The organism is Motilimonas sp. E26 (assembly GCF_021278025.1).
Lineage (GTDB): Bacteria > Pseudomonadota > Gammaproteobacteria > Enterobacterales > CBDFNC01 > Motilimonas.
Map to the genome: position 1 here is coordinate 34596 of NZ_JAIBHJ010000010.1, position 18825 is coordinate 53420.

Genomic DNA, 18825 nt, shown 5'->3' on the forward strand with positions numbered 1-18825 from the left:
GTAGATGGAAACGCCGCTTATTGATGAAAAAGCCATTGCTGACGAAGTACCTCATTTCGATGAGCTTGATACTTCGGCTAAGCTACTGCCTTTTGCTTTTGCAAAAAATCATGGTGTAGTTTTTTGTCAAACCAATGGCCAAGCTAAGGTGTTTTGCAAAGCAGACGCTAAACCGGAAATTTTCCTCGAAATTCGCAGGCAAATGGGTAAGCGTTTTAGTATTGCTATTTTAGCGGATGAAGTGTTTGAACAAACGCTAACACAAACTTACCAACGTGATTCTTCACAAGCGCGTCAGCTGATGGAAGACATAGGTAACGAAGACTTTTTTACTTTGGCAGAAGAGTTACCGGATAATGAAGACCTGCTTGAAGCTGATGATGATGCACCGATCATTAAATTGATCAATGCCATGCTCAGTGAAGCGATCAAGGAAGGTGCGTCAGATATTCACATTGAGACGTTTGAAAAAACTCTCATTATCCGTTTTCGTATTGATGGTGTTTTACGCGAAATTCTTAAGCCGCAACGCAAGCTGGCATCACTGCTAGTATCACGTATTAAAGTCATGGCGAAGTTAGATATTGCTGAAAAGCGGATCCCGCAAGATGGCCGTATTGCCCTGCGTATTGGTGGTCGTGCGGTCGACGTGCGTGTATCGACAATGCCGTCAAGTCATGGTGAACGTGTGGTATTGCGTTTATTAGATAAAAACGCGGTTAAGCGTATGTCTGAATTAAACATGACGGCGAAAAATAGCGAAATTTTGAGTGACTTACTGCGTAAACCTCACGGTATTATCTTAGTTACTGGGCCTACTGGCTCGGGTAAAAGTACGACGTTATATGCCGGTTTATCAGACATAAACTCAAAAGACCGCAACATTTTGACGGTTGAAGACCCCATCGAATACCTACTAGAAGGTATCGGTCAAACCCAAGTAAATACTAAGGTTGATATGACCTTTGCACGTGGCTTACGTGCTATTTTACGTCAAGACCCTGATGTGGTGATGATAGGTGAGATACGTGACCTAGAAACGGCACAAATCGCAGTTCAAGCCAGTTTAACGGGTCACTTAGTATTATCAACCTTGCATACCAATACGGCCATCGGCGCATTAACTCGGATGCAAGACATGGGGGTAGAGCCTTTCCTACTATCTTCTTCTTTATTGGGCGTGTTGGCTCAACGACTGGTGCGAACCTTATGCCCAGATTGTCGAGAGCCACATTTAATGACAGATAAAGAAAAGTCGATGCTTAACATGCCGATTGAAGATCCCATTCAAGTGTTCAGAGCCAATGGCTGTGAAGCGTGTAACTTCTCAGGTTATAAAGGGCGAACCGGTATCTACGAATTATTAGTGATGGATGATGATGTGCGCAATGCTATCCATGATGGCGCGAGCGAACAACAAATTGAAAAAGTCGTCCGTCAGCACACCCCAAGTATTCGCAGTGATGGCTTATCGAAAGTTCGCGAAGGTATCACCACGATAGAAGAAGTCCTTCGTGTGACCAGAGAAGGCTAGCAAAATGGCAACATTCGAATATAAAGCGCTAGATAAAAAAGGTAAACAAAAGAAAGGCTTGCAAGAGGCTGATACGGCTCGTCAAGTACGCCAAATTTTGCGAGACCGAGGCCTAACCCCTATCGAAGTGATGGCTGCTGCAGAGCAAGCTAAAAAAGAGAGCAAAGGTGGCTTTTCGTTTAAGCGTAAAATCTCTACCCCAGAGCTCGCCCTAATGACACGTCAGCTGTCTACTTTAGTGGCGTCTTCAATGCCCATTGAAGAATGCCTTAAAGCCGTGGTTGAGCAAACCGATAAACCGAAAGTAAAGTCCATGTTATCGGCGGTTCGTAGTCGCGTGTTAGAAGGTTACACTTTAGCGGGCAGTATGGCTGAGTTTCCGCATATTTTTGATGATCTCTTCTGCGCAATGGTAGCTGCGGGCGAAAAAGCGGGGCACTTAGAATTAGTACTTGATCGTCTGGCTGATTACACCGAACAACGTCAGCAAATGCGCAGTAAATTGATGCAGGCGATGATTTATCCATTAATGTTGACACTGGTGGCGATAGGTGTGGTGTCAATTTTGCTTACTTCGGTTGTCCCTCAAGTAGTGGGGCAATTTGAGCATATGGGGCAAGACCTTCCTGGCTCAACCTTATTCCTCATTGCAAGTAGTGATTTTTTACGCGATTACGGATTATTTATTGTAAGTGGCATCGCCTTAGGGTTGTTTGGCCTAAAGCAATATCTTAAAAACCCTAAAAATCAGCTTAAATTCGATCGGGTGTTATTACAGGTACCGGTCGTGGGTAAAGTGAGTCGAGACTTAAACACCGCTCGTTTTGCCCGCACCTTAAGTATTCTAAATGCCAGTGCGGTCCCGCTGTTAGAGGGGATGAAAATAGCAGGCGAGGTACTAAGTAACCTATATGCGCGCGGGAAAGTAGGTGAAGCGACAGAGTTTGTTCGTGAAGGTAGCAGTTTGGGCGCAGCATTAGAAAACACCAAATTGTTCCCACCGATGATGCTACATATGATAGCCAGCGGTGAGCGCAGTGGTGAATTAGATCAAATGCTGGAGCGCTCAGCAGATAACCAAGATAAGCAATTTGCTGCGCAGGTAAATATGGCATTAGGCGTATTTGAGCCAGCACTAGTTGTGAGTATGGCTGGAGTGGTATTGTTTATTGTCGCTGCTATTCTACAGCCAATGCTAGCCCTTAATAATATGGTAGGAGGGTAATCCTACCTAGATTAAGCTGTGATTTTAGATTTAGTTTCGTTTAACCCTTAGCTGGCATTTATGCCATTTTTATAGAGAGTGTAGTCATGAGAGTACAGAACAAACAGCAAGGTTTTCAACAAGGCTCCCAACAAGGTTCTCAACAAGGTTTTACCTTGCTTGAGGTGATGGTTGTTATTGTTATTTTGGGCGTGTTGTCAGCCATGATTGTACCTAACTTACTAGGTAATAAAGAAAAAGCAGATCAACAAAAAGTAGTGTCAGACATTGTTGCACTAGAAAACTCATTGGATATGTACAAACTGGACAACAGCCGCTACCCAACCACAGATCAAGGCCTAGAAGCGCTAGTTAGCAAACCTGCTGGCTCTCCTGAGCCACGTAACTACCGTGATGGCGGTTATCTAAAGCGTTTACCTAACGATCCGTGGGGTAACCCTTACCTGCTAACTAGCCCAGGTGAAAAAGGCAATATTGATATCTTTTCGGTTGGTCCTGATGGCGAAGAAGGTACCGATGATGATATTGGTAACTGGAACATGGACGAAATCAAGTAAATGAAATTTGATTACCGACCATTTTTAGCGAAACCGGTAAAGCCAGCCATGGCTGGCTTTACCTTGCTGGAAATAATGTTGGTAATCATGCTGATGGGCTTGGCATCTACCGCGGTGGTGATGACCATGCCCAGTAACTCAGGTTATAAATCCCTTAAATTAGAAGCGCAGCGTTTAGCTGGCTTTATCGAAGTGATGAGCGACCAAGCCTTAATGACATCGCGTGAATTGGGCATAGTGGTTGAAGAGCAACGCTACCAGTTTGTATTTTATGATGTTGCAAAGAAGCTTTGGTTTCCCTTGCCTGCGGGAAAGTTTAATACTGAGGTAACACTGCCTGAAGACATGAAGGTTACACTCACACTTTCAGGTTTTGTTTGGGATGATAGGGATGAGCAAGAAGAGCTATTTGAAGACGAAAGTGTGTTTGATGAGCCTGAAGAACCTATCATCCCACAAATACACATTATGTCGAGTGGCGAAATAACCCCTTTTGTAATGCGTTTTAGTCCAACTGACGAAGACAACAAATTGTGGATTGAGCTGCAAGTGAAAATGACAGGTGATCTGGCTATTAATGAAGAGCCTGAAGAATGAAGAAATATACCTCATTAACTAAGCAAGCTGGTATGACGTTACTTGAAGTGATGGTCGCCTTAGGTGTGTTCGCTTCCGCCGGGCTAGCGGTGATGAACACTGCCAGTGAGCATGTACGTAGCTTGAGTTATTTACAAGAAAAAACCTTTGCGACTTGGGTTGCCAGTAATCAATTAACGCAAGCAACCCTTGAAAAGCGCTGGCCGGGCGCGTCTTGGGTGAAAGGCTCTGAAGAAATGGCAGGGCAAACATGGTATTGGCAATGGAAGGGCGTAGAAACCGGCGATCCTAACTTTAAAGCGCTTGATATTGAAGTGTCATTGGATGACAAAATGGATGTTGCCATTGCAACTGCTCGTACCTACGTTGGCCGTTAAAATGAAATCAATGCAGCGTGGTTTTACCTTACTTGAGATCCTGATCGCCATAGCGGTTTTTTCTGTGTTGAGTATGGCGGCGTACCAAGTGTTACAAGGTGTGATGACTAGCGACAAAATATCATCCGAGCACAGCGAAAAATTAAAACAAATGCAGCGTGCAATGATGATTATTGAGCGTGATATGACGCAAATGGTTGCCCGAACCACGCGTAATGGCGCTGAGCCAAATGGTTCTTTGCTCCGTGCGGGAAAGTATGTGGCCGAATCAGAAAGTGATGGTATCGATTTTGTGCGTTTAGGCTGGTCAAACCCTCAAGGGCAATTACCGCGCTCTAACTTAGTGCGTGTGGCCTATCGAATTAAAGAAAACAACTTAGAGCGGCTGTATTTTTTATATCCCGATACCGTTTCAGGGCAAGAGCCTGAAGTACAAGTGTTGATTAAAGATGTGAATAGCTTAACGTTGCGTTATTGGGATAAGAGCTGGCAGGCTAGTTGGACTAAAAAAGATAAATTACCAGCGGGCATCGCTATGGAGTTTGACTTTGAAGCTTACGGCGTGATTTCAAGGCTGTTTTTGACGCCAGAAGGCGAGGCGGTGAAAGCGAAAGCGCCTGTTGTGCCAGCAAACCCGGATCGTAAACCTGATGAAAATCAGCCTGGCTCGAATACAGAGAATGGCGAGCAAGATCCGAACGTCCCCAACGGCGGTCCTGTCAATGGCGGTCGAACTTAATGAAAGGGCTAACGCAAAACACACCATCAGCTCAACAAGGGGTTGCGTTGCTCACTGTATTGCTGATCCTTTCAGTAATGGTGGTTGTAGCAACCAATATGACCTCTCGGTTGCAACTGGAACTGATGCGTACGCAAGGACAGGTTATGAGTCAACGTGCGTATTGGTATGGTCATGCGGCAGAAGCGCTGGTTAAAATGACGTTAAAGAACGCCTTAAAAGACGATGAAGTCGTGAGTTTAGATCAAGCTTGGGCCATGAGTGGGATGAGTTTCCCCCTTGATGGCGGCACCATTTCTGGTGAGATTAAAGACCGACAAGGATGCTTTAACCTTAATGCCTTAGATGTGCCTAATAAGCCCGATGGTCAGCGACCACTTGTTGCTAACCAGTTTCAGGCATTATTGGAAATTGTTGGTGTCGATGGTTACTACGCCGAGCAGATAACAGATTCGACCCGTGATTGGCTTGATGCCGATGACATCGCTATTAGTAGCCAAGGCGCAGAAGACAGCTTTTATCAAGGACGCGGTGTCCCCCATCTGACCGCTAATGCCCCAATGGTGGATGTCTCTGAGTTCAGAGCTATCCAAGGTGTGAGTGCTGGTGTGTATAAAAAGTTAAAGCCTTACTTATGTGTAGTGCCTGATAAAAGTTGGCTGCTCAATGTTAATACTGTGCCTGCTGACCAACCACAGATTTTCCAAGCACTATTTACCCCAATGCTTAGTGAAGATCAGGCGCAAGGTTTACTTGATGAGCGGCCACAAAATGGCTGGGCAAATAAAGAAGAGTTTTTGGCCTCATCATCCTTAGCGGGCTTAAACATCAGTGATGAAGTGAAAGCGCAAATTGATGTTAAAAGCCAGTATTTTGAGTTAGAAGGTATCGCCGAATTTGATGAAACAAAAGTCGCCTTACAAGCCTTGTTTCAAGCCAGTAAAAAAGAAGTTAAGACGCTTAGACGTCAATATGGAGGCGTTCAGTGAGTGAACGATTAGTAGTTCGATTAGGCAGTGAAGCCAACCACGGAATTGACTGGCTTGTTTGGTCGAATAGTGAGCAAGAGATCATCGCATCTGGGCAGCTCAATAATGCCCAGCAGCTGTCACAATTACATGAAAAAGCGGGTGGTCGGCCGGTCATTGTTTTATTACCCGTTGCTGATGTATTACTAACGCAGGTAGAAGTGCCTGGTAAGTTAACTCGACAATTGCAGCAAGCTTTACCTTATATGGTTGAGGAAGAGCTCGCGACAGATGTCGATAAATTGCACTTTACCGTGCTCGATTGCAGTGATGGCGTGGCTAGTTTAGCTATTGTCGAAAAAGCTAAAATGGATAACTGGCTGGACTGGTTAGAAGCTGCCCAGCTCAAGTGTCGTCAGTTTTTACCTGATGCATTAATGCTACCTGAGCATGAAGGCCAATGGTCTGCAGTGCAAATGGCGGATGATTGGTTGATTCGCCAAGGTCGCTATAAAGGCTTTAGTGCGGATGAAAGCCTGTTGCCATTTTTAATGGATAAATGGTTACAAGAAGGCGAGTCCGCTGTTGACAACGAAGTTGAAGCCAGTGAACAAGTCATTCAAGTATATACCCCGTTACCATCAGGCGTGGCCGGTAATTGGCAGCTAAATACACCTGAACTACCGATGCAATTACTCGCTCAAGGTGCATTGGCGAGCCATATGAACTTGTTGGTTGGTGAATATCAGCCGCAGAAGGAATATTCTAAAAATTGGTTGTTATGGAAACGTGTTGGGATTGCCGCTGCGGCATGTTTGGTGCTGGCATTAGTGTCAACGGTATTATCGCTACAGCAGCTCAAGCAAGAAAATGAACAGCTAACGGCAGAAATTAAAGATATTTATGTCACGTTGTTTCCCGATGAGAAAAACATTCGTGAAGCCCGTATTAAAGCGCAGCTAAAACGTCACTTATCTAAATTAGAAAACCAAACTCAAGGTGCAGACTTATTATCAATGCTGGCTAAGATTCAACCAGCATTTAAGCAAGTACCTGGTTTTAAGCCGATGTCACTGAAGTATGAAGGTAAAGATAGTGAGATTAGGTTACAAATTAAAGCCAACACCTATGCTGAGTTTGAAAAGTTTCAAAGCTTGCTTGATCCTAGCCTCAAGGTGCAACAAGGTGCGATGAGTAATCAAGATAATAAAGTGACAGGCACGTTAACTATCAGGGGACAAGGATGAAAGAGTGGTGGGAAAATCTCGCAACCCGCGAACGTAACTTAGCTATTTTATCAGCGGTAGTGCTTATCGTGGGCGCTTTTTACTGGGGCCTGTATCAGCCATTGAGTAATGCCTTAGCCAATGAGCAAACTCGGCTTAAAAGTAACCAGCAAACCTTGGTTTGGATGAAGTCAAAGGGTCAAGATATTGTTAACTTTCAGGCGCAAAATGCCAGTCAGGTGGGCAAGGTAAACCTTAATCAGTTAATTGGTAATAGTGCAAGACAAAGTGGCATCACTATTAGCCGAATTCAGCCTAAGGGTGATGAGCTAGAAGTGTGGATTGATAACATCGAGTTCAATAAGTTACTGAGTTGGTTAAAGCAACTGAAAGAGCGCCATGGGGTTGTTACCTTAAATACGGATTTAGCCGTAGGTGATGCACCAGGAACAGTGAAAGTAAGACGTTTGCATTTAGGAGTCGCTGGATGAAACTTAGATTAAAGCCTCTGCTAATCTGTTTATCTCTTTATGGCTTGTTTTTAGTTTATTTAATGCCGGCGAAGTGGGCGTTTCAGTTTATCCCGCGTAATCTTGGTATTGAGCTATCGGGTGTCTCTGGCAGTGTTTGGCAAGGTAAAGCTGAACAAGTGATGGTGCGCGGTGAAAATATTGAAAAGTTGCAATGGCAAGTTAAACCTTGGTCTTTGTTTACTGCTCGTTTAGCGGCTGATGTTAAATTTGGTCGTGGTAAGGGGTTAGCCGGTAAAGGAGAGTTAGCATACGGTTTCTCCGGTGGCGAAGCGTCTGATTTAACTGTTACAGTGCCCGTGCAACGAGTGATTAAGTATTTACCATTACCGATGCCAATAGAAGCGCAAGGTTTATTGGATTTAAAAATTAAATCCGTTAGCCAAGGTCAGCCTTTTTGTCAGCAGTTAGATGGTTTCTTATTTTGGACCGATGCCAGTGTTACAACGCCAATGGGTGAAGTGATCTTAGGCGACCCTAAAGTTAAGTTAGAGTGTGAAAACGGTGGCTTGGCGGCGATCTTAGATCAGCAATCGGATCATCTAACCATCAGCATGAAGTCTTGGTTGCCGAACCAGCAACAGTATCGTGTTGAAGGTGAAATTAAAGGCGGTAAATCGTTAGCGCCGGCGATTAGCCAAGCGTTAGATTGGATTGGCCCACAACAAGAAAATGGCAGCTACCGAATTAGCTTGTCGAATATTCCTAACTAGTTATCTTGGATAGCCGCTCCCGCAAAGCTTGATCACTTCACGTAGGAGCGGAATTTATTCCGCGAAAACAGGGCTCTAGAGTCGTTTATCAAGGCGTAAGCTTACTTAGCTCACCCTTGCTATTAAGCTGATAGGTGGTGAGATCCTCAGCTAAGAACAACTCGCCGTGATAAAACCGCTTTGCTTCCTGTTGTAGTATTCTCATTGATGACTTCCCTTCACCGCCAAAACGCGCACTAAAATGTGTCATCACCAGATTAGGTAAGGCTACTTGCTGGGCAAACTTAGCTAGTTGCATGGCACTACTGTGCATGGGGTCGGGGCCAACTTTGTCGGCGATGGCTTGAGTATAGGTTGCTTCGTGGATCAACACATTTGCTTGCGCTGCGGCTTGTTGCAGTAACTCAGGTTGATCATTGTCACCTGCAACAATAATACTTCGCGCCTCATTGTCTATGCGCCAAAAGTCTCGGCCATTAATCAGCCTGCCGTCGGCCAAGCGCACTTGCTCTCCTTGCTGAATCTTCCCCCACAATGGGCCCTTTTCGATACCGGCTTGGCCTAGCTTCCCTTGGTCGAGTTGGTGAGCAATATTACGTTCAACAAAGTGCCAGGCATGGCAGGGTACGCGATGTGATAGTCTAATGGCTGAGACGGCGAAACCGGCGACCTCGATCTCTTGGTCGAGGCTTTCAACATCCACAAACTCAATTGGGTAGCACAAGTACGTATCGGTTAATTCAAGGGTTAACGGGATAAACTGCGCTAATGCAGCGGGTCCATAAATGGTAAGGGGCGCTTTGCGCCCAGTCAGAGATGCACTGGCTAATAAGCCAACTAAACCAAAACAGTGATCGCCATGAACATGAGTGATAAATACAGCGGCCAAGTTTGCTAGTGAGTAGGGTACATGCAGCAATTGATGTTGTGTGCCTTCGCCACAGTCAATTAAACACCAGCTTTTTTCTCGTTTTAAACGCAATGCCAAGGCTGTGACATTACGTGCTTTCGTTGGTGTACCGGCACTGGTGCCAAAAAAGGTAAACTCCATCTTATAGCTCTCTTTTAGATTGGCTGATTTAGCCCTTTTACCATTGCGCTTTACTATCACTTTTTGGTTAAACAACCCGGATCCTGATAAGTGAAATAGTATGATTTCTGCAGAAACGCTGTGAATATGTTGCTATACGCTTCTCGTTTTCGTCTCTGCAAATCTGGATGCAATAGGCTTAAGCAGAACTAAGGTTTATCAGCATTTAAACGTTGTCCATTAAGTAAATAGCCATGCTTGTCGTAGGCGTCTGAGCCTGTTTTATCATCATAGTCTGTCACAACTAGGCTCTCGCGGTCGACATCTGCTAATACCATCGTAGGTGCATATTGTTGGCTCAGGTAAACGCGATGTTTATCTTTCATATAGCCGCGGCCTAAAAACTCAAAGCTAGCAGGGTCTGAATCAGTAATCTCTTGTGAGTTATCAGCAATTAAGTCGTACACGCTGTTTTTGTCAAAGGCGTAGTATTGTTCATTTTCATAAAGGGTAAAGCTGGTAATATCTGCCTCAGGTAAAATAATGGCATCTTCATAGTAAATATGGTGTTTGTCTTTGGCGACGGGGCCAAATAATACGGTAAAGCTGGCAAGATCAGCGCCAGCAACTAGCATGCTTTCACAATAGAGTCTTTCGCCATCGGTTAAATACGTTGCATGGCTGTCTTGATGAAAAACTCTGGTCTTGCTTGGAGTTAGATTAAGAGGTGTGGCGTGATAAAAAACCTGATTTTTATCAGCCCAATAGTCATCGTTGTCGGCAAACAAGAGTTTAAAGCTCGTTGCGTCGGCTTCAGGTAGCGGCTGACCATGATAATAAACCCGCTCTGCGTCACGGGCATATTGTGAGCTGCGATAACTCGGCTCGTTATCAAATACATTAAACGACTCCGCGAGTGCGTCTGGAATAAGCTTGCCACTGTAATAAACATTCTGCTCAACCACACTGTAACCTGAATTCGAAATACCTCGTAAGGTGTTGCTCACTAGCGAGCCGTAGCTGGCATAAACCAACAATAGATTAAGAGGTATACCGATAATCATTAAATACTTAGACGGTATAAAAAACAGTGGCCAACCCATCAAGCCATAGAGTAAAAACAGCACACAAGGATAGAGCAGTAAGGCAACCGTGCTATAAACGGTATTGGGGTTATCGGTCGCACCGGGGCCGCCGAACATCATCACGCTGCCTATCCACATCATGGGCCAAAACAGCAGGGCCAGCGCGGTGAGTATTTGAAACGTGGTTAGCATGTTACTTCCTTGTCTTGATGGCTAGTGTGACCTTCTTTAACACGACACTTGAACTGGCAGGGTTAAAGTCGTTCAGTTGGCCTTATTGCGGCATGATTTCGCTAAAGTGGCTAATGGCTTGATGGCGATGAAAGGTCTTTTTCCCTAACTGGGAGTCGGGTAAATCAATAGCGATTAAATGTTTGATGCCAAAGGTTTTAGCGGCATCTAAAATCAGCTCATTATCGTCAATAAATAGGGTGCGGGCAGGATCAAAACCGATACGCTGCTGCACTTTATGCCAGAGTTGTTGCTCTTCTTTTGGTTGGCCATATTCATGTGTTGAAATGCAAGAGTCAAAAAATGCCACTAGCCCAGTGTATTCATTTTTAAGGCGTACACCTTCCGGGTGCGCATTGGTTAATATATGACGCGCCTTATTGGCCTTAATGAGTTGCTTGAGAAACAGTTGCGCATCTTGTCGCCAGTTGATTTTATCGGCCACTTGGTGTTGCAGTTGGTAAATATCAAGCTCTAAGGTTTGGGTCCAAAAGTCGTAACAATACCAATGCATGCTATCGGCAACGTCTTGGTATTTTTGTGCCATGATTTGTTTTGCTTGCGGCAGTGAAATTTGCTGGTGATCGGCATACGCTTGCGGAACAATATGATTCCAAAGTTGATTATCATAGTGTAAATCCAACAAGGTGCCGTCCATATCCAGTAGTACTGTGTCTATCTCTTGCCAGTTGAGCATGGTGTTCCTTATAAATATCTGATATTAATGTTCTAGTATGGACAGCAGTGTAACTTTTCTTTTTCTAACAGGCGAGAAGATGGCTAAATCGGCAGAAAAACCTAAGATTATCAATGCAGAGATTGTTGCGAAAAGTCGCTTTTTTAAGGTGGAAGCATTGGATTTATGCTTTAGTAATGGCGAGCAACGTCGTTACGAACGCATGAAAAGCAACGGACGCGGTGCAGTGATGATGGTGCCTATCTACAACAATGAAAGCCTGATTTTGGTGCGAGAATATGCTGCTGGAACCCATAGTTATGAACTCGGGTTCCCCAAAGGTTTAATTGATGAAGGCGAGCAAGCAGTGGCTGCAGCGAATCGCGAGCTAATGGAAGAAGCGGGCTTTGGTGCGAAACAATTCTATCCACTTAAATCACTGCAACTTGCGCCGGCCTATTTTGCTAATGCGATGTCCGTTTTTATTGCCGATGATTTATATCCACAAACATTGGCTGGCGATGAGCCCGAGCCACTAGAAGTGGTGTACTGGCCGATTAAAGATGCATTGCAGTTATTAAATGAGCCAGACTTTAACGAGGCGCGCAGTGTTTGCGCACTGATGCTGGCATTAAAGTGGCTAGAAACTGACCCTAGGCTCAGTGCTTAATTATCACCTCGTTCAGGAGTGAATATGCAACCAATAGATTATTTAGATTCCGCTTGTCAATTTGCCCGCGAAGCAGGGGCGATTATCAAGCAAATTTATGATTCAAAAGACTATGAAGCTTGCACTAAGGGAGATGATACCCCCGTTACCAGTGCGGATATCGCTGCACATCAATATCTGGTAAAAGCATTTCATGAACTGACGCCTGAGATCCCGATGTTGTCAGAAGAGGCTGCCGATATTCCACTAGCCAGAAGATCAAATTGGTCGACTTATTGGCTGGTTGATCCCCTTGATGGTACCCAAGAGTTTATTTCTCGCAGCGGGGATTTTGCCACCATTATCGCCTTAGTACATGAAAATAAGCCGGTGCTTGGAGTGATTTATGCTCCGATAGCGGACGTATGTTATTACGCCGTGAGTGGTCATGGTGCGTTTAAACAAGTGGCCGATCAAGCGCCAGTGGCTATTTCTAGCATGCAATATGACGTACAAACCAAGCAACTTAATGTTGCAGTCAGTAAAGTGCAGTCCCTTTCTAAAATTTCTAATTTACTGGCGCCTGACTATAACTACAACATGATCCCATTAGGCTCAAGCTCACTGAAAAGCTGCCTAGTAGCGGAAGGTAGTGCTGATTGTTACGTGCGAGTGGGGCCTACAGGTGAATGGGATACGGCGGGGGCCCAATGTATTGTTGAAGAAGCGGGTGGCAAAATTCAAAGCTTAAAATTAGAAGCGTTAAGTTACAACGAACGTGAAAGCTTAGAAAACCCTAACTTTATTGTGGTTGGTGATAATCAACTGCCTTGGCAGCGTATTATTCTGTAACTAATCCGAATCTGGATAAGCGAAATAGTATGCATTCCTGCAAAAACGCAGTAAATAGTCCCTATTCGCTTTACGTTTTCATCCCTGAAAAAGAAATTTTGCCCTAAAACATACTTTATCTGGCTACGATAGGATTCAGCAAAACTAAGGTTAACTATTCTTGACCATGAAAAAAGCCTTCAGTGTCAATCTGAAGGCTTTTTAAATTTAAACTAGAAGATAGTTGGTTAGACCTTGTAAGGATCGTCCGCAACCAAATAAGCTAACATTTCAGCTTTGTGCTCTGAGTCTTTTAGCCACGCTTTAACTTGTTGTAGCTTTTCATAATCAGCGTCACCAAAACGATTTTCATATTGCGCTTTTAGCACATCAGCGGTTTTTTCTAGGCGAATATTACGCTGCCACGGGTCGGTGAAAATCTTGTTGAGTTGGTTACTCAGACCAGACTTAACTAACAGTTCCCACTCGCCCTTATCTAGCCAAATGCCATTAACTGCAACACTTAAATCTACTTTATGCTGATGCTCGCTCGACATGCGGTATTTGCGCATTAAGCGGCCTGTAATTGGACAGATAATCGCCTTAGTGGTTTCACTTGGTTCAATATCGGTAATATCCGTTTCTTTTAGTGGCTCTGGGTTTGTTTCTTTCCAACGCAAGTAGTCGGCTAAGTAGAAAAAGTGGCCACCGCAATGATCACAAGTTAAAGAAGGCAGTAGCTGGGCTAGGTTTCCTTGGTGTAATTTACCGGTTTCACAGCTGGTACATTGCATTAAAATCGACTCCTTAAAGATGATGTCGCTATTATAAAGGTGAAGGCGCAACTGAACAGTGCTAAATAAAAAAAAGGTGAAGTAGATACTTCACCTTTTAATCATCACAGCTAGGTTGCTTTGCGATTAAGCGGTAATCGAGCGTATCACCAATAAGCCCACTAATATCGGGCAGACAAACTTAACGTAAGCCGGCCAAATTTTCCAAAACAGGCTGTTTTCAATGTTGTCATCACCTTGTCTAATTTCAGCTAACACCTTATTTCGGTGCCAGACCCAACCAGCAAAAATACACACGGCTAAGCTGGCAAGGGGCTGAGCATACTGAGTTGAAATTTGAATGATGAGTTCAAATAACATATCAAAGTTAAAAACAATCAAGTTACTAAAGCTAATCGCCGTTAAGCCCACTATCCATACCGCTTTACTGCGGTCAATGCGGGTTAGCTCGCACACAAAAGCCACTGGCGTTTCTAGCATCGCGATAGAGGAAGTCAGTGCCGCAATCACTAATAGAAAGAAAAAGCCGGTGCTAACGATATATTTTGCTGAGCCCATGGTGTCAAACAAAGCAGGTAACACTTTAAAAACTAAGTTGCTACTAGCGATGAGATCGCCATTGGCATCAAAAATTTCCACCCCTTGACTCATGGCAACATACATCGCGGGTACAATCAATAAACCAGCTAGGAAAGCTACGCCAGTGTCTACTAAGGTAACTTGTGCCGCTAGCTTAGGCACGCTGTCTTGTTTACTTAAATAAGAGCCATATACCATCATGGCGCCAGAGCCTAATGAAAGAGAGAAGAAGGTTTGACCGAGTGCATTAGCCAGTAAAGTGGCGTCAAACACTTGACTGAAGTCAGGTAGCAAATACGCCTTAAGGCCTTCCATTGCTCCGTTTTGGGTCATCATATACATGGCACTGGCTATTAATAATAAAAATAGCAGCGGCATTAAACGGGTTGACCACTTTTCAATGCCATCTTTGATGCCTTTTTTCACCACTAAAATGGTAATAAGGCCAAACAAGGTGGTAAACACTAAATTACGAGACAGTGAAAAGTCTGTAAGCCAAACGCTTTTTCCTCTATCTCCTGCTAATTCCACGACTGGCGCTAAGGTAAAACTGATAAACCAGCCGGAAATAATACTGTAAAAAGTGAAAATTAAGGTCACCACGAGAATTGATACTATTCCCGCTGTTGCGCCAATATGGCGAGTAAGGGGCGAGCTTGCCACACTTTGCATCGACTTCATTGGGTTAGCTTGGCCGGCGCGACCGATGAGTAATTCAGCCACTAACATGGGGTAACCAAGCATAAAAATCAGCACAAGATAGACCAGTAAAAATGCGCCACCACCATTACTGGCCGCTTGAGTAGGGAAGCCCCAAATATTACCTACGCCGACAGCACAGCCTGCTGCCGCTAATACGAACCCCAGCCGAGAGCTGAATTGTCCTCTGGTTTGTGCCATTTTTATCCTCTATTTAATGTTGTGTATGTGCGCTTTTTATAATTGTCGATGGGCGTTGCGAGGTGTAACGCCTTAGCTTCGGCTGTTAAACAGATTATCTACTTAATCAGATCAGCATACAGCGTCACCTAAAAATTGAGCCTAGTGTGACGTGAACGCGAAGGTTGTCAAATCTAATCCACAAAAAATGTGAACATTAAAGAGTGAATACTTGTTTTTTTGTTTTTCTTTAGCTTGTTGTACTGTTGATTTTACATTGTTTGATGCTTTTGTTTGTCAGGGCCACTTTAGCCCTGACTTTAGGCTGTTGTCTAACTAAGTAGGCTGAGGTGCAAGTACTGCTTTGGCGTTTGAGTTTCCGCGTAGCAGTAGAAAGCCCGCTGGCACGAAATAGAACGAAACCAATGTTGTTAGCGCGGTGCCGCCCGCAATTGCTATGGCAAAAGGTGGCCAAAAACCGCCGCCCGCTAATATTAGGGGTAAAAAGCCGCCGACCGTAGTAATAGTGGTAGAGGTTATATGACGGGTGCAACTCATTACGCAGGCTAATGCTGCCTCTTTGTTGCCAGCCATGGCATAGGGATTTGATTTCAGCTCCGCCAATATAACGATCGCCGCATTAATTGCTAAGCCAATTAAGCCGAGTAAGCCAATAATAACGGTAAAGCCAAATGGAAATTGACCTAAGTAAACACTCAACAGACCTAAGCCTGCTGCTTGTACCGCTGTTAGCATTATAAGTAAGCTTAAGCGAAACGAGTTAAACGAGAGCACCACCACAGTAACCAGCAGGGTCATCACTAAACCTAAGCTAGCTAATAGGTTACCCACGGCGTCATTACGTTTAGCTGACTCGCCGCCAAACTCTAAGCGATAACCTGATGGTAAAGTGAATTGGCTCTGTTCCAGCTTTTGTTTGAGCTGAGAGAGGACACTTGCTGGTAAAACCCCCTGTGTTAAGTAAGCTTCGATCACATTGACTCGCTCACCATCTCGTCTTGGAATGGCTCCTCGACTGGGGGCTAATTCAAATTCTGAGATTCCTGACAGTGGGATCATGCCTTGTTGGTTAGAAGTGACATTAAGAGAATTTAAATCAGATAACTCTTGCCTAGCATCGGGCGCAATGCGGATCCGAATAGGAATTGATTCCGTTGACTCGATAACACGGCTGCCTATTTTACCTTGGGTTGTACTTTCTAACTGATCGGCTATTTCGGTTAAGCCCAAGCCCATTACTCGGCTGGCCTCTTCGTTGACGTTTAGCCACACCTTAGGCGTTCCTGCTAGTAAGGTGCCACGGGTATGTAGCACATCGGGAATAGTGAATAACAGAGCCCGAACTTCATCACCTAGCGTTTTTAACTGATCTAAATTTTGACCGTATAAACGCACCTCAATGGGGGCGTTAAATGGCGGGCCTTGCTCGAGTTGACGTACCAGAATTTGCGCTTCGGGTACCGCTTTATCTAGCTCAGCTTGTAGCTCATGTATCAAGCGATTAGCGGTGCTAAAGTGATCCGCTGTGATCATGGCTTGGGCATAATTTTGTGCGCCTTGCTGGCGCATTAACAAGTTGTAATAAAAGGTGGGAGCATTGTTACCAATAAACCAATGAACAGACTCAATACCTTGGTATTTTGCAAGTATTTCATCTACTTCTGCGGTAACAGCACGGGTACGTTCGATGCTGGTTTGCGGCGCAAGGAACATTTCAATATGAAACATATCGCGATCTGATGGTGGAAAGAATTGCTCCGTTAATTGCCCTGCACCGTAAAAGCCGCTAACAGGGACCAAAAACACCAAGATCACACTGAGTTTCGGGTAGTTAAGTGAAAGGCGAACAGTTTTCTTAAATAGATTCGCTAGTGACGGTAGCTGAATACCATTTTGATACCAGCGATGATTCGCCTCTTTTTGGCGTAGAAAGCGCCCCGCGATACTGGCTAAAATAGTATGGGAAATAAGGTATGAGCCGATCAATGAAAAGATCACACTTAAGGCAATACCACCAACAAATTCTCCAGCGGGTCCGGGCATTAAAATAATTGGCATAAAAGCCAAAATAGTGGTCAAAGTGGAGCCAAGTAGCGGCAGCCATAAATGTTTTAATGAGCGTTGCACCGCAAACAGAGCAGACATGCCCTGATGTCGTTTTTGTCCAATGGAGTCAACCATGACAATGGCGTTGTCAACCATTATCCCTAAGGCGACGACCAGCCCTGTCACCGACATTTGGTGAATGGGCAGGCCAAAATACTTCATGCAACTTAATGTGAATAACACAGTGATAGGTAGCGATAGCGCCACGATTAAGGCCGAACGCCAGCCTAATGTGAGTAATAACACTACCGATATAATGGCAAAACCAAATAACACGTTGCCCATTAACTCAGACAAGCGGGTTTGGGTGTAGTCATTTTGGTCGAAGATAACCTGACTAAGAATATTGCTTGGTAGCTGCTGACTAAATTCGTTTAGGCTACGGTCTAATGAGGCTGACCAAGTATCAATGCGCAAATCTGGCAGCATACGAGCTGACACCACAATACCTTGCTGACCATTGATAATAGCGAGACTGCTTTCGGGGGTTTTAATGCTACGTTTAACTTCTGCCAGATCGCCAACTCGATAAACAAAGCCTTTGCTATCACTGAGTAAGGGAATTTGCCGGATCCGCTCTAACGAGTCCAGCTCGCCCCTAAGCTCCAGTTGCATGGTATTGTCATTATTGTGTAATTCACCAGCGGATACCTTGGCATCGGCCGTATTGATTAGCTGGGCGACTTGCGCGCCAGTGAGTCTAAGAGCGGAAGCAGCATTTAAATCAAGTTCAACAAGAATTTCTTCTTCTGGCGCCCCTTGTACCTCAACAAAGTCAGTGCCAGGTATTAAGCGCAAGCGATTTTGTAACTCGCGGCCATAGCGGCCTAATATAGCCAAGTCGGGCTGAGTGCCGCCTTGCCAAGTGAGAGCGATGATTCGGGTAAATGCATAGCCGCGATCATCATCTAATTGTGGCACTGAACTGCCTGGCGGTAATTCTGGCGTAATATCACTTAATAAATCGCGGATCCTTGACCAAACGGGGGCTCCTTGCGTGATATGGTCTTTCAATTCCGCTTGGATCACTGAAATACCCGGACGAGAGGTTGAAGTCAGCACCTTGATTTCTGGGAGCTTACGAATTTTACTTTCTATTTTTTCACTGATCAGGGCTTCGACTCGCTCAGCCGATGCGCCGGGGAAGTGAGTAATAACTGTTGCAAAACGATTAGATATTCTAGGGTCTTCCATTCGTGGCAAGGTGTGAATAGCACCGAGGCCAGATACGATTAACACCACTAATGCCAGAACCAGTAGACGGGTATTATGAACCAACATTTTGATCATCTTTGTAGCTCCAGTTGCTCCAGTCGCTGTCTTGTGTGGTGACTTGTTGCCCTGGCATTAGCTTGTGTGAAATGAACTAATATTATTTTGATCATCTTCGTAGCTCCAGTCGCTCCAGTCGCTGTCTTGTGTGGTGACTTGTTGCCCTGGCATTAGCTTGTGTGAAATGAACTAATATTATTTTGATC

18 protein-coding genes are annotated in these 18825 nt (G+C 44.6%); 12 read left to right on the forward strand and 6 right to left on the reverse strand.

Features of this window, described 5'->3' with window-relative positions; genetic code table 11:
* The first annotated feature begins 4 nt into the window (after nucleotides 1–4).
* The 10 genes from gspE to K1M91_RS10490 all read left to right on the forward strand — a co-directional run bounded on the left by gspE (nucleotide 5) and on the right by K1M91_RS10490 (nucleotide 8466).
* Nucleotides 5–1534 (forward strand): type II secretion system ATPase GspE, encoded by a 1530-nt coding sequence (gspE, locus tag K1M91_RS10445; RefSeq protein WP_232801700.1) that lies wholly within the window; start codon nucleotides 5–7, stop codon nucleotides 1532–1534.
* A gap of 4 nt (nucleotides 1535–1538) precedes the next feature.
* A complete protein-coding gene (gene gspF, locus K1M91_RS10450; RefSeq protein WP_232801701.1) occupies nucleotides 1539–2759 on the forward strand; it encodes a type II secretion system inner membrane protein GspF in 1221 nt (406 codons plus the stop codon).
* 86 nt (nucleotides 2760–2845) lie between these two features.
* A complete protein-coding gene (gene gspG, locus K1M91_RS10455) occupies nucleotides 2846–3316 on the forward strand; it encodes a type II secretion system major pseudopilin GspG (RefSeq protein ID WP_232801702.1) in 471 nt (156 codons plus the stop codon).
* Nucleotides 3317–3913 (forward strand): type II secretion system minor pseudopilin GspH, encoded by a 597-nt coding sequence (gene gspH / locus K1M91_RS10460; protein WP_232801703.1) that lies wholly within the window; start codon nucleotides 3317–3319, stop codon nucleotides 3911–3913.
* On the forward strand, nucleotides 3910–4290 hold the full coding sequence (gspI, locus tag K1M91_RS10465; protein WP_232801704.1) for a type II secretion system minor pseudopilin GspI: 381 nt from the start codon (nucleotides 3910–3912) through the stop codon (nucleotides 4288–4290). The genes gspH and gspI overlap by 4 nt, the downstream gene beginning before the upstream one ends.
* Entirely contained in the window at nucleotides 4238–5029 is a 792-nt protein-coding gene (gspJ, locus tag K1M91_RS10470; protein ID WP_232801705.1) for a type II secretion system minor pseudopilin GspJ, read from the forward strand. Before gspI ends, gspJ begins: the two co-directional genes overlap by 53 nt.
* Nucleotides 5029–6018, forward strand: coding sequence for a type II secretion system minor pseudopilin GspK (gspK, locus tag K1M91_RS10475; RefSeq protein WP_232801706.1), 990 nt, complete (start codon nucleotides 5029–5031; stop codon nucleotides 6016–6018). Before gspJ ends, gspK begins: the two co-directional genes overlap by 1 nt.
* Nucleotides 6015–7244 carry a type II secretion system protein GspL gene (gene gspL, locus K1M91_RS10480; protein WP_232801707.1) on the forward strand — a complete coding sequence of 410 codons (1230 nt, stop codon included), beginning with the start codon at nucleotides 6015–6017 and terminating at the stop codon, nucleotides 7242–7244. The genes gspK and gspL overlap by 4 nt, the downstream gene beginning before the upstream one ends.
* Nucleotides 7241–7714, forward strand: a complete 474-nt coding sequence (locus tag K1M91_RS10485) for a type II secretion system protein M (RefSeq protein WP_232801708.1) — start codon at nucleotides 7241–7243, stop codon at nucleotides 7712–7714. The genes gspL and K1M91_RS10485 overlap by 4 nt, the downstream gene beginning before the upstream one ends.
* Complete coding sequence (locus K1M91_RS10490) at nucleotides 7711–8466, forward strand: type II secretion system protein N (protein ID WP_232801709.1); 756 nt, start codon at nucleotides 7711–7713, stop codon at nucleotides 8464–8466. Before K1M91_RS10485 ends, K1M91_RS10490 begins: the two co-directional genes overlap by 4 nt.
* A gap of 88 nt (nucleotides 8467–8554) precedes the next feature.
* On the opposite strand, the gene K1M91_RS10495 is transcribed toward K1M91_RS10490, so the two are convergent.
* The 3 genes from K1M91_RS10495 to yrfG all read right to left on the reverse strand — a co-directional run bounded on the left by K1M91_RS10495 (nucleotide 8555) and on the right by yrfG (nucleotide 11509).
* A complete protein-coding gene (locus K1M91_RS10495; protein ID WP_232801710.1) occupies nucleotides 8555–9592 on the reverse strand; it encodes a ribonuclease Z in 1038 nt (345 codons plus the stop codon).
* 113 nt (nucleotides 9593–9705) lie between these two features.
* Nucleotides 9706–10773 (reverse strand): DKNYY domain-containing protein, encoded by a 1068-nt coding sequence (locus tag K1M91_RS10500; protein WP_232801711.1) that lies wholly within the window; start codon nucleotides 10771–10773, stop codon nucleotides 9706–9708.
* A gap of 82 nt (nucleotides 10774–10855) precedes the next feature.
* Nucleotides 10856–11509: a GMP/IMP nucleotidase gene (gene yrfG, locus K1M91_RS10505; RefSeq protein WP_232801712.1), complete on the reverse strand. Its 654-nt coding sequence runs from the start codon at nucleotides 11507–11509 to the stop codon at nucleotides 10856–10858.
* Between the two features lie 79 nt (nucleotides 11510–11588).
* Here yrfG and nudE point away from each other — a divergent pair, with 79 nt between their 5' ends.
* Nucleotides 11589–12158, forward strand: a complete 570-nt coding sequence (nudE, locus tag K1M91_RS10510; RefSeq protein WP_232801713.1) for an ADP compounds hydrolase NudE — start codon at nucleotides 11589–11591, stop codon at nucleotides 12156–12158.
* A gap of 24 nt (nucleotides 12159–12182) precedes the next feature.
* Entirely contained in the window at nucleotides 12183–12989 is an 807-nt protein-coding gene (gene cysQ, locus K1M91_RS10515; RefSeq protein WP_232801714.1) for a 3'(2'),5'-bisphosphate nucleotidase CysQ, read from the forward strand.
* Nucleotides 12990–13216: 227 nt separating this feature from the next.
* Here cysQ and K1M91_RS10520 read toward each other — a convergent pair whose 3' ends face one another.
* The 3 genes from K1M91_RS10520 to K1M91_RS10530 all read right to left on the reverse strand — a co-directional run bounded on the left by K1M91_RS10520 (nucleotide 13217) and on the right by K1M91_RS10530 (nucleotide 18637).
* Complete coding sequence (locus K1M91_RS10520; RefSeq protein WP_232801715.1) at nucleotides 13217–13762, reverse strand: zf-TFIIB domain-containing protein; 546 nt, start codon at nucleotides 13760–13762, stop codon at nucleotides 13217–13219.
* A gap of 126 nt (nucleotides 13763–13888) precedes the next feature.
* On the reverse strand, nucleotides 13889–15241 hold the full coding sequence (locus tag K1M91_RS10525) for a sodium-dependent transporter (protein WP_232801716.1): 1353 nt from the start codon (nucleotides 15239–15241) through the stop codon (nucleotides 13889–13891).
* 315 nt (nucleotides 15242–15556) lie between these two features.
* Nucleotides 15557–18637, reverse strand: coding sequence for an efflux RND transporter permease subunit (locus K1M91_RS10530; protein ID WP_232801717.1), 3081 nt, complete (start codon nucleotides 18635–18637; stop codon nucleotides 15557–15559).
* Nucleotides 18638–18825 lie beyond the last annotated feature (188 nt).

What these genes read in the sequence shown, in the direction of transcription:
- gspI (WP_232801704.1), top strand. Translation starts at nt 3,910, where the DNA reads ATGAAGAAATATACCTCATTAACTAAGCAAGCTGGTATGACGTTACTT.
- cysQ (WP_232801714.1), top strand. Translation starts at nt 12,183, where the DNA reads ATGCAACCAATAGATTATTTAGATTCCGCTTGTCAATTTGCCCGCGAA.
- K1M91_RS10490 (WP_232801709.1), top strand. Translation starts at nt 7,711, where the DNA reads ATGAAACTTAGATTAAAGCCTCTGCTAATCTGTTTATCTCTTTATGGC.
- K1M91_RS10525 (WP_232801716.1), bottom strand. Translation starts at nt 15,241, where the DNA reads ATGGCACAAACCAGAGGACAATTCAGCTCTCGGCTGGGGTTCGTATTA.
- K1M91_RS10530 (WP_232801717.1), bottom strand. Translation starts at nt 18,637, where the DNA reads ATGATCAAAATGTTGGTTCATAATACCCGTCTACTGGTTCTGGCATTA.
- nudE (WP_232801713.1), top strand. Translation starts at nt 11,589, where the DNA reads ATGGCTAAATCGGCAGAAAAACCTAAGATTATCAATGCAGAGATTGTT.
- gspF (WP_232801701.1), top strand. Translation starts at nt 1,539, where the DNA reads ATGGCAACATTCGAATATAAAGCGCTAGATAAAAAAGGTAAACAAAAG.
- gspK (WP_232801706.1), top strand. Translation starts at nt 5,029, where the DNA reads ATGAAAGGGCTAACGCAAAACACACCATCAGCTCAACAAGGGGTTGCG.
- gspJ (WP_232801705.1), top strand. Translation starts at nt 4,238, where the DNA reads ATGACAAAATGGATGTTGCCATTGCAACTGCTCGTACCTACGTTGGCC.
- K1M91_RS10520 (WP_232801715.1), bottom strand. Translation starts at nt 13,762, where the DNA reads ATGCAATGTACCAGCTGTGAAACCGGTAAATTACACCAAGGAAACCTA.
- yrfG (WP_232801712.1), bottom strand. Translation starts at nt 11,509, where the DNA reads ATGCTCAACTGGCAAGAGATAGACACAGTACTACTGGATATGGACGGC.
- K1M91_RS10485 (WP_232801708.1), top strand. Translation starts at nt 7,241, where the DNA reads ATGAAAGAGTGGTGGGAAAATCTCGCAACCCGCGAACGTAACTTAGCT.
- gspE (WP_232801700.1), top strand. Translation starts at nt 5, where the DNA reads ATGGAAACGCCGCTTATTGATGAAAAAGCCATTGCTGACGAAGTACCT.
- gspH (WP_232801703.1), top strand. Translation starts at nt 3,317, where the DNA reads ATGAAATTTGATTACCGACCATTTTTAGCGAAACCGGTAAAGCCAGCC.
- gspG (WP_232801702.1), top strand. Translation starts at nt 2,846, where the DNA reads ATGAGAGTACAGAACAAACAGCAAGGTTTTCAACAAGGCTCCCAACAA.
- K1M91_RS10500 (WP_232801711.1), bottom strand. Translation starts at nt 10,773, where the DNA reads ATGCTAACCACGTTTCAAATACTCACCGCGCTGGCCCTGCTGTTTTGG.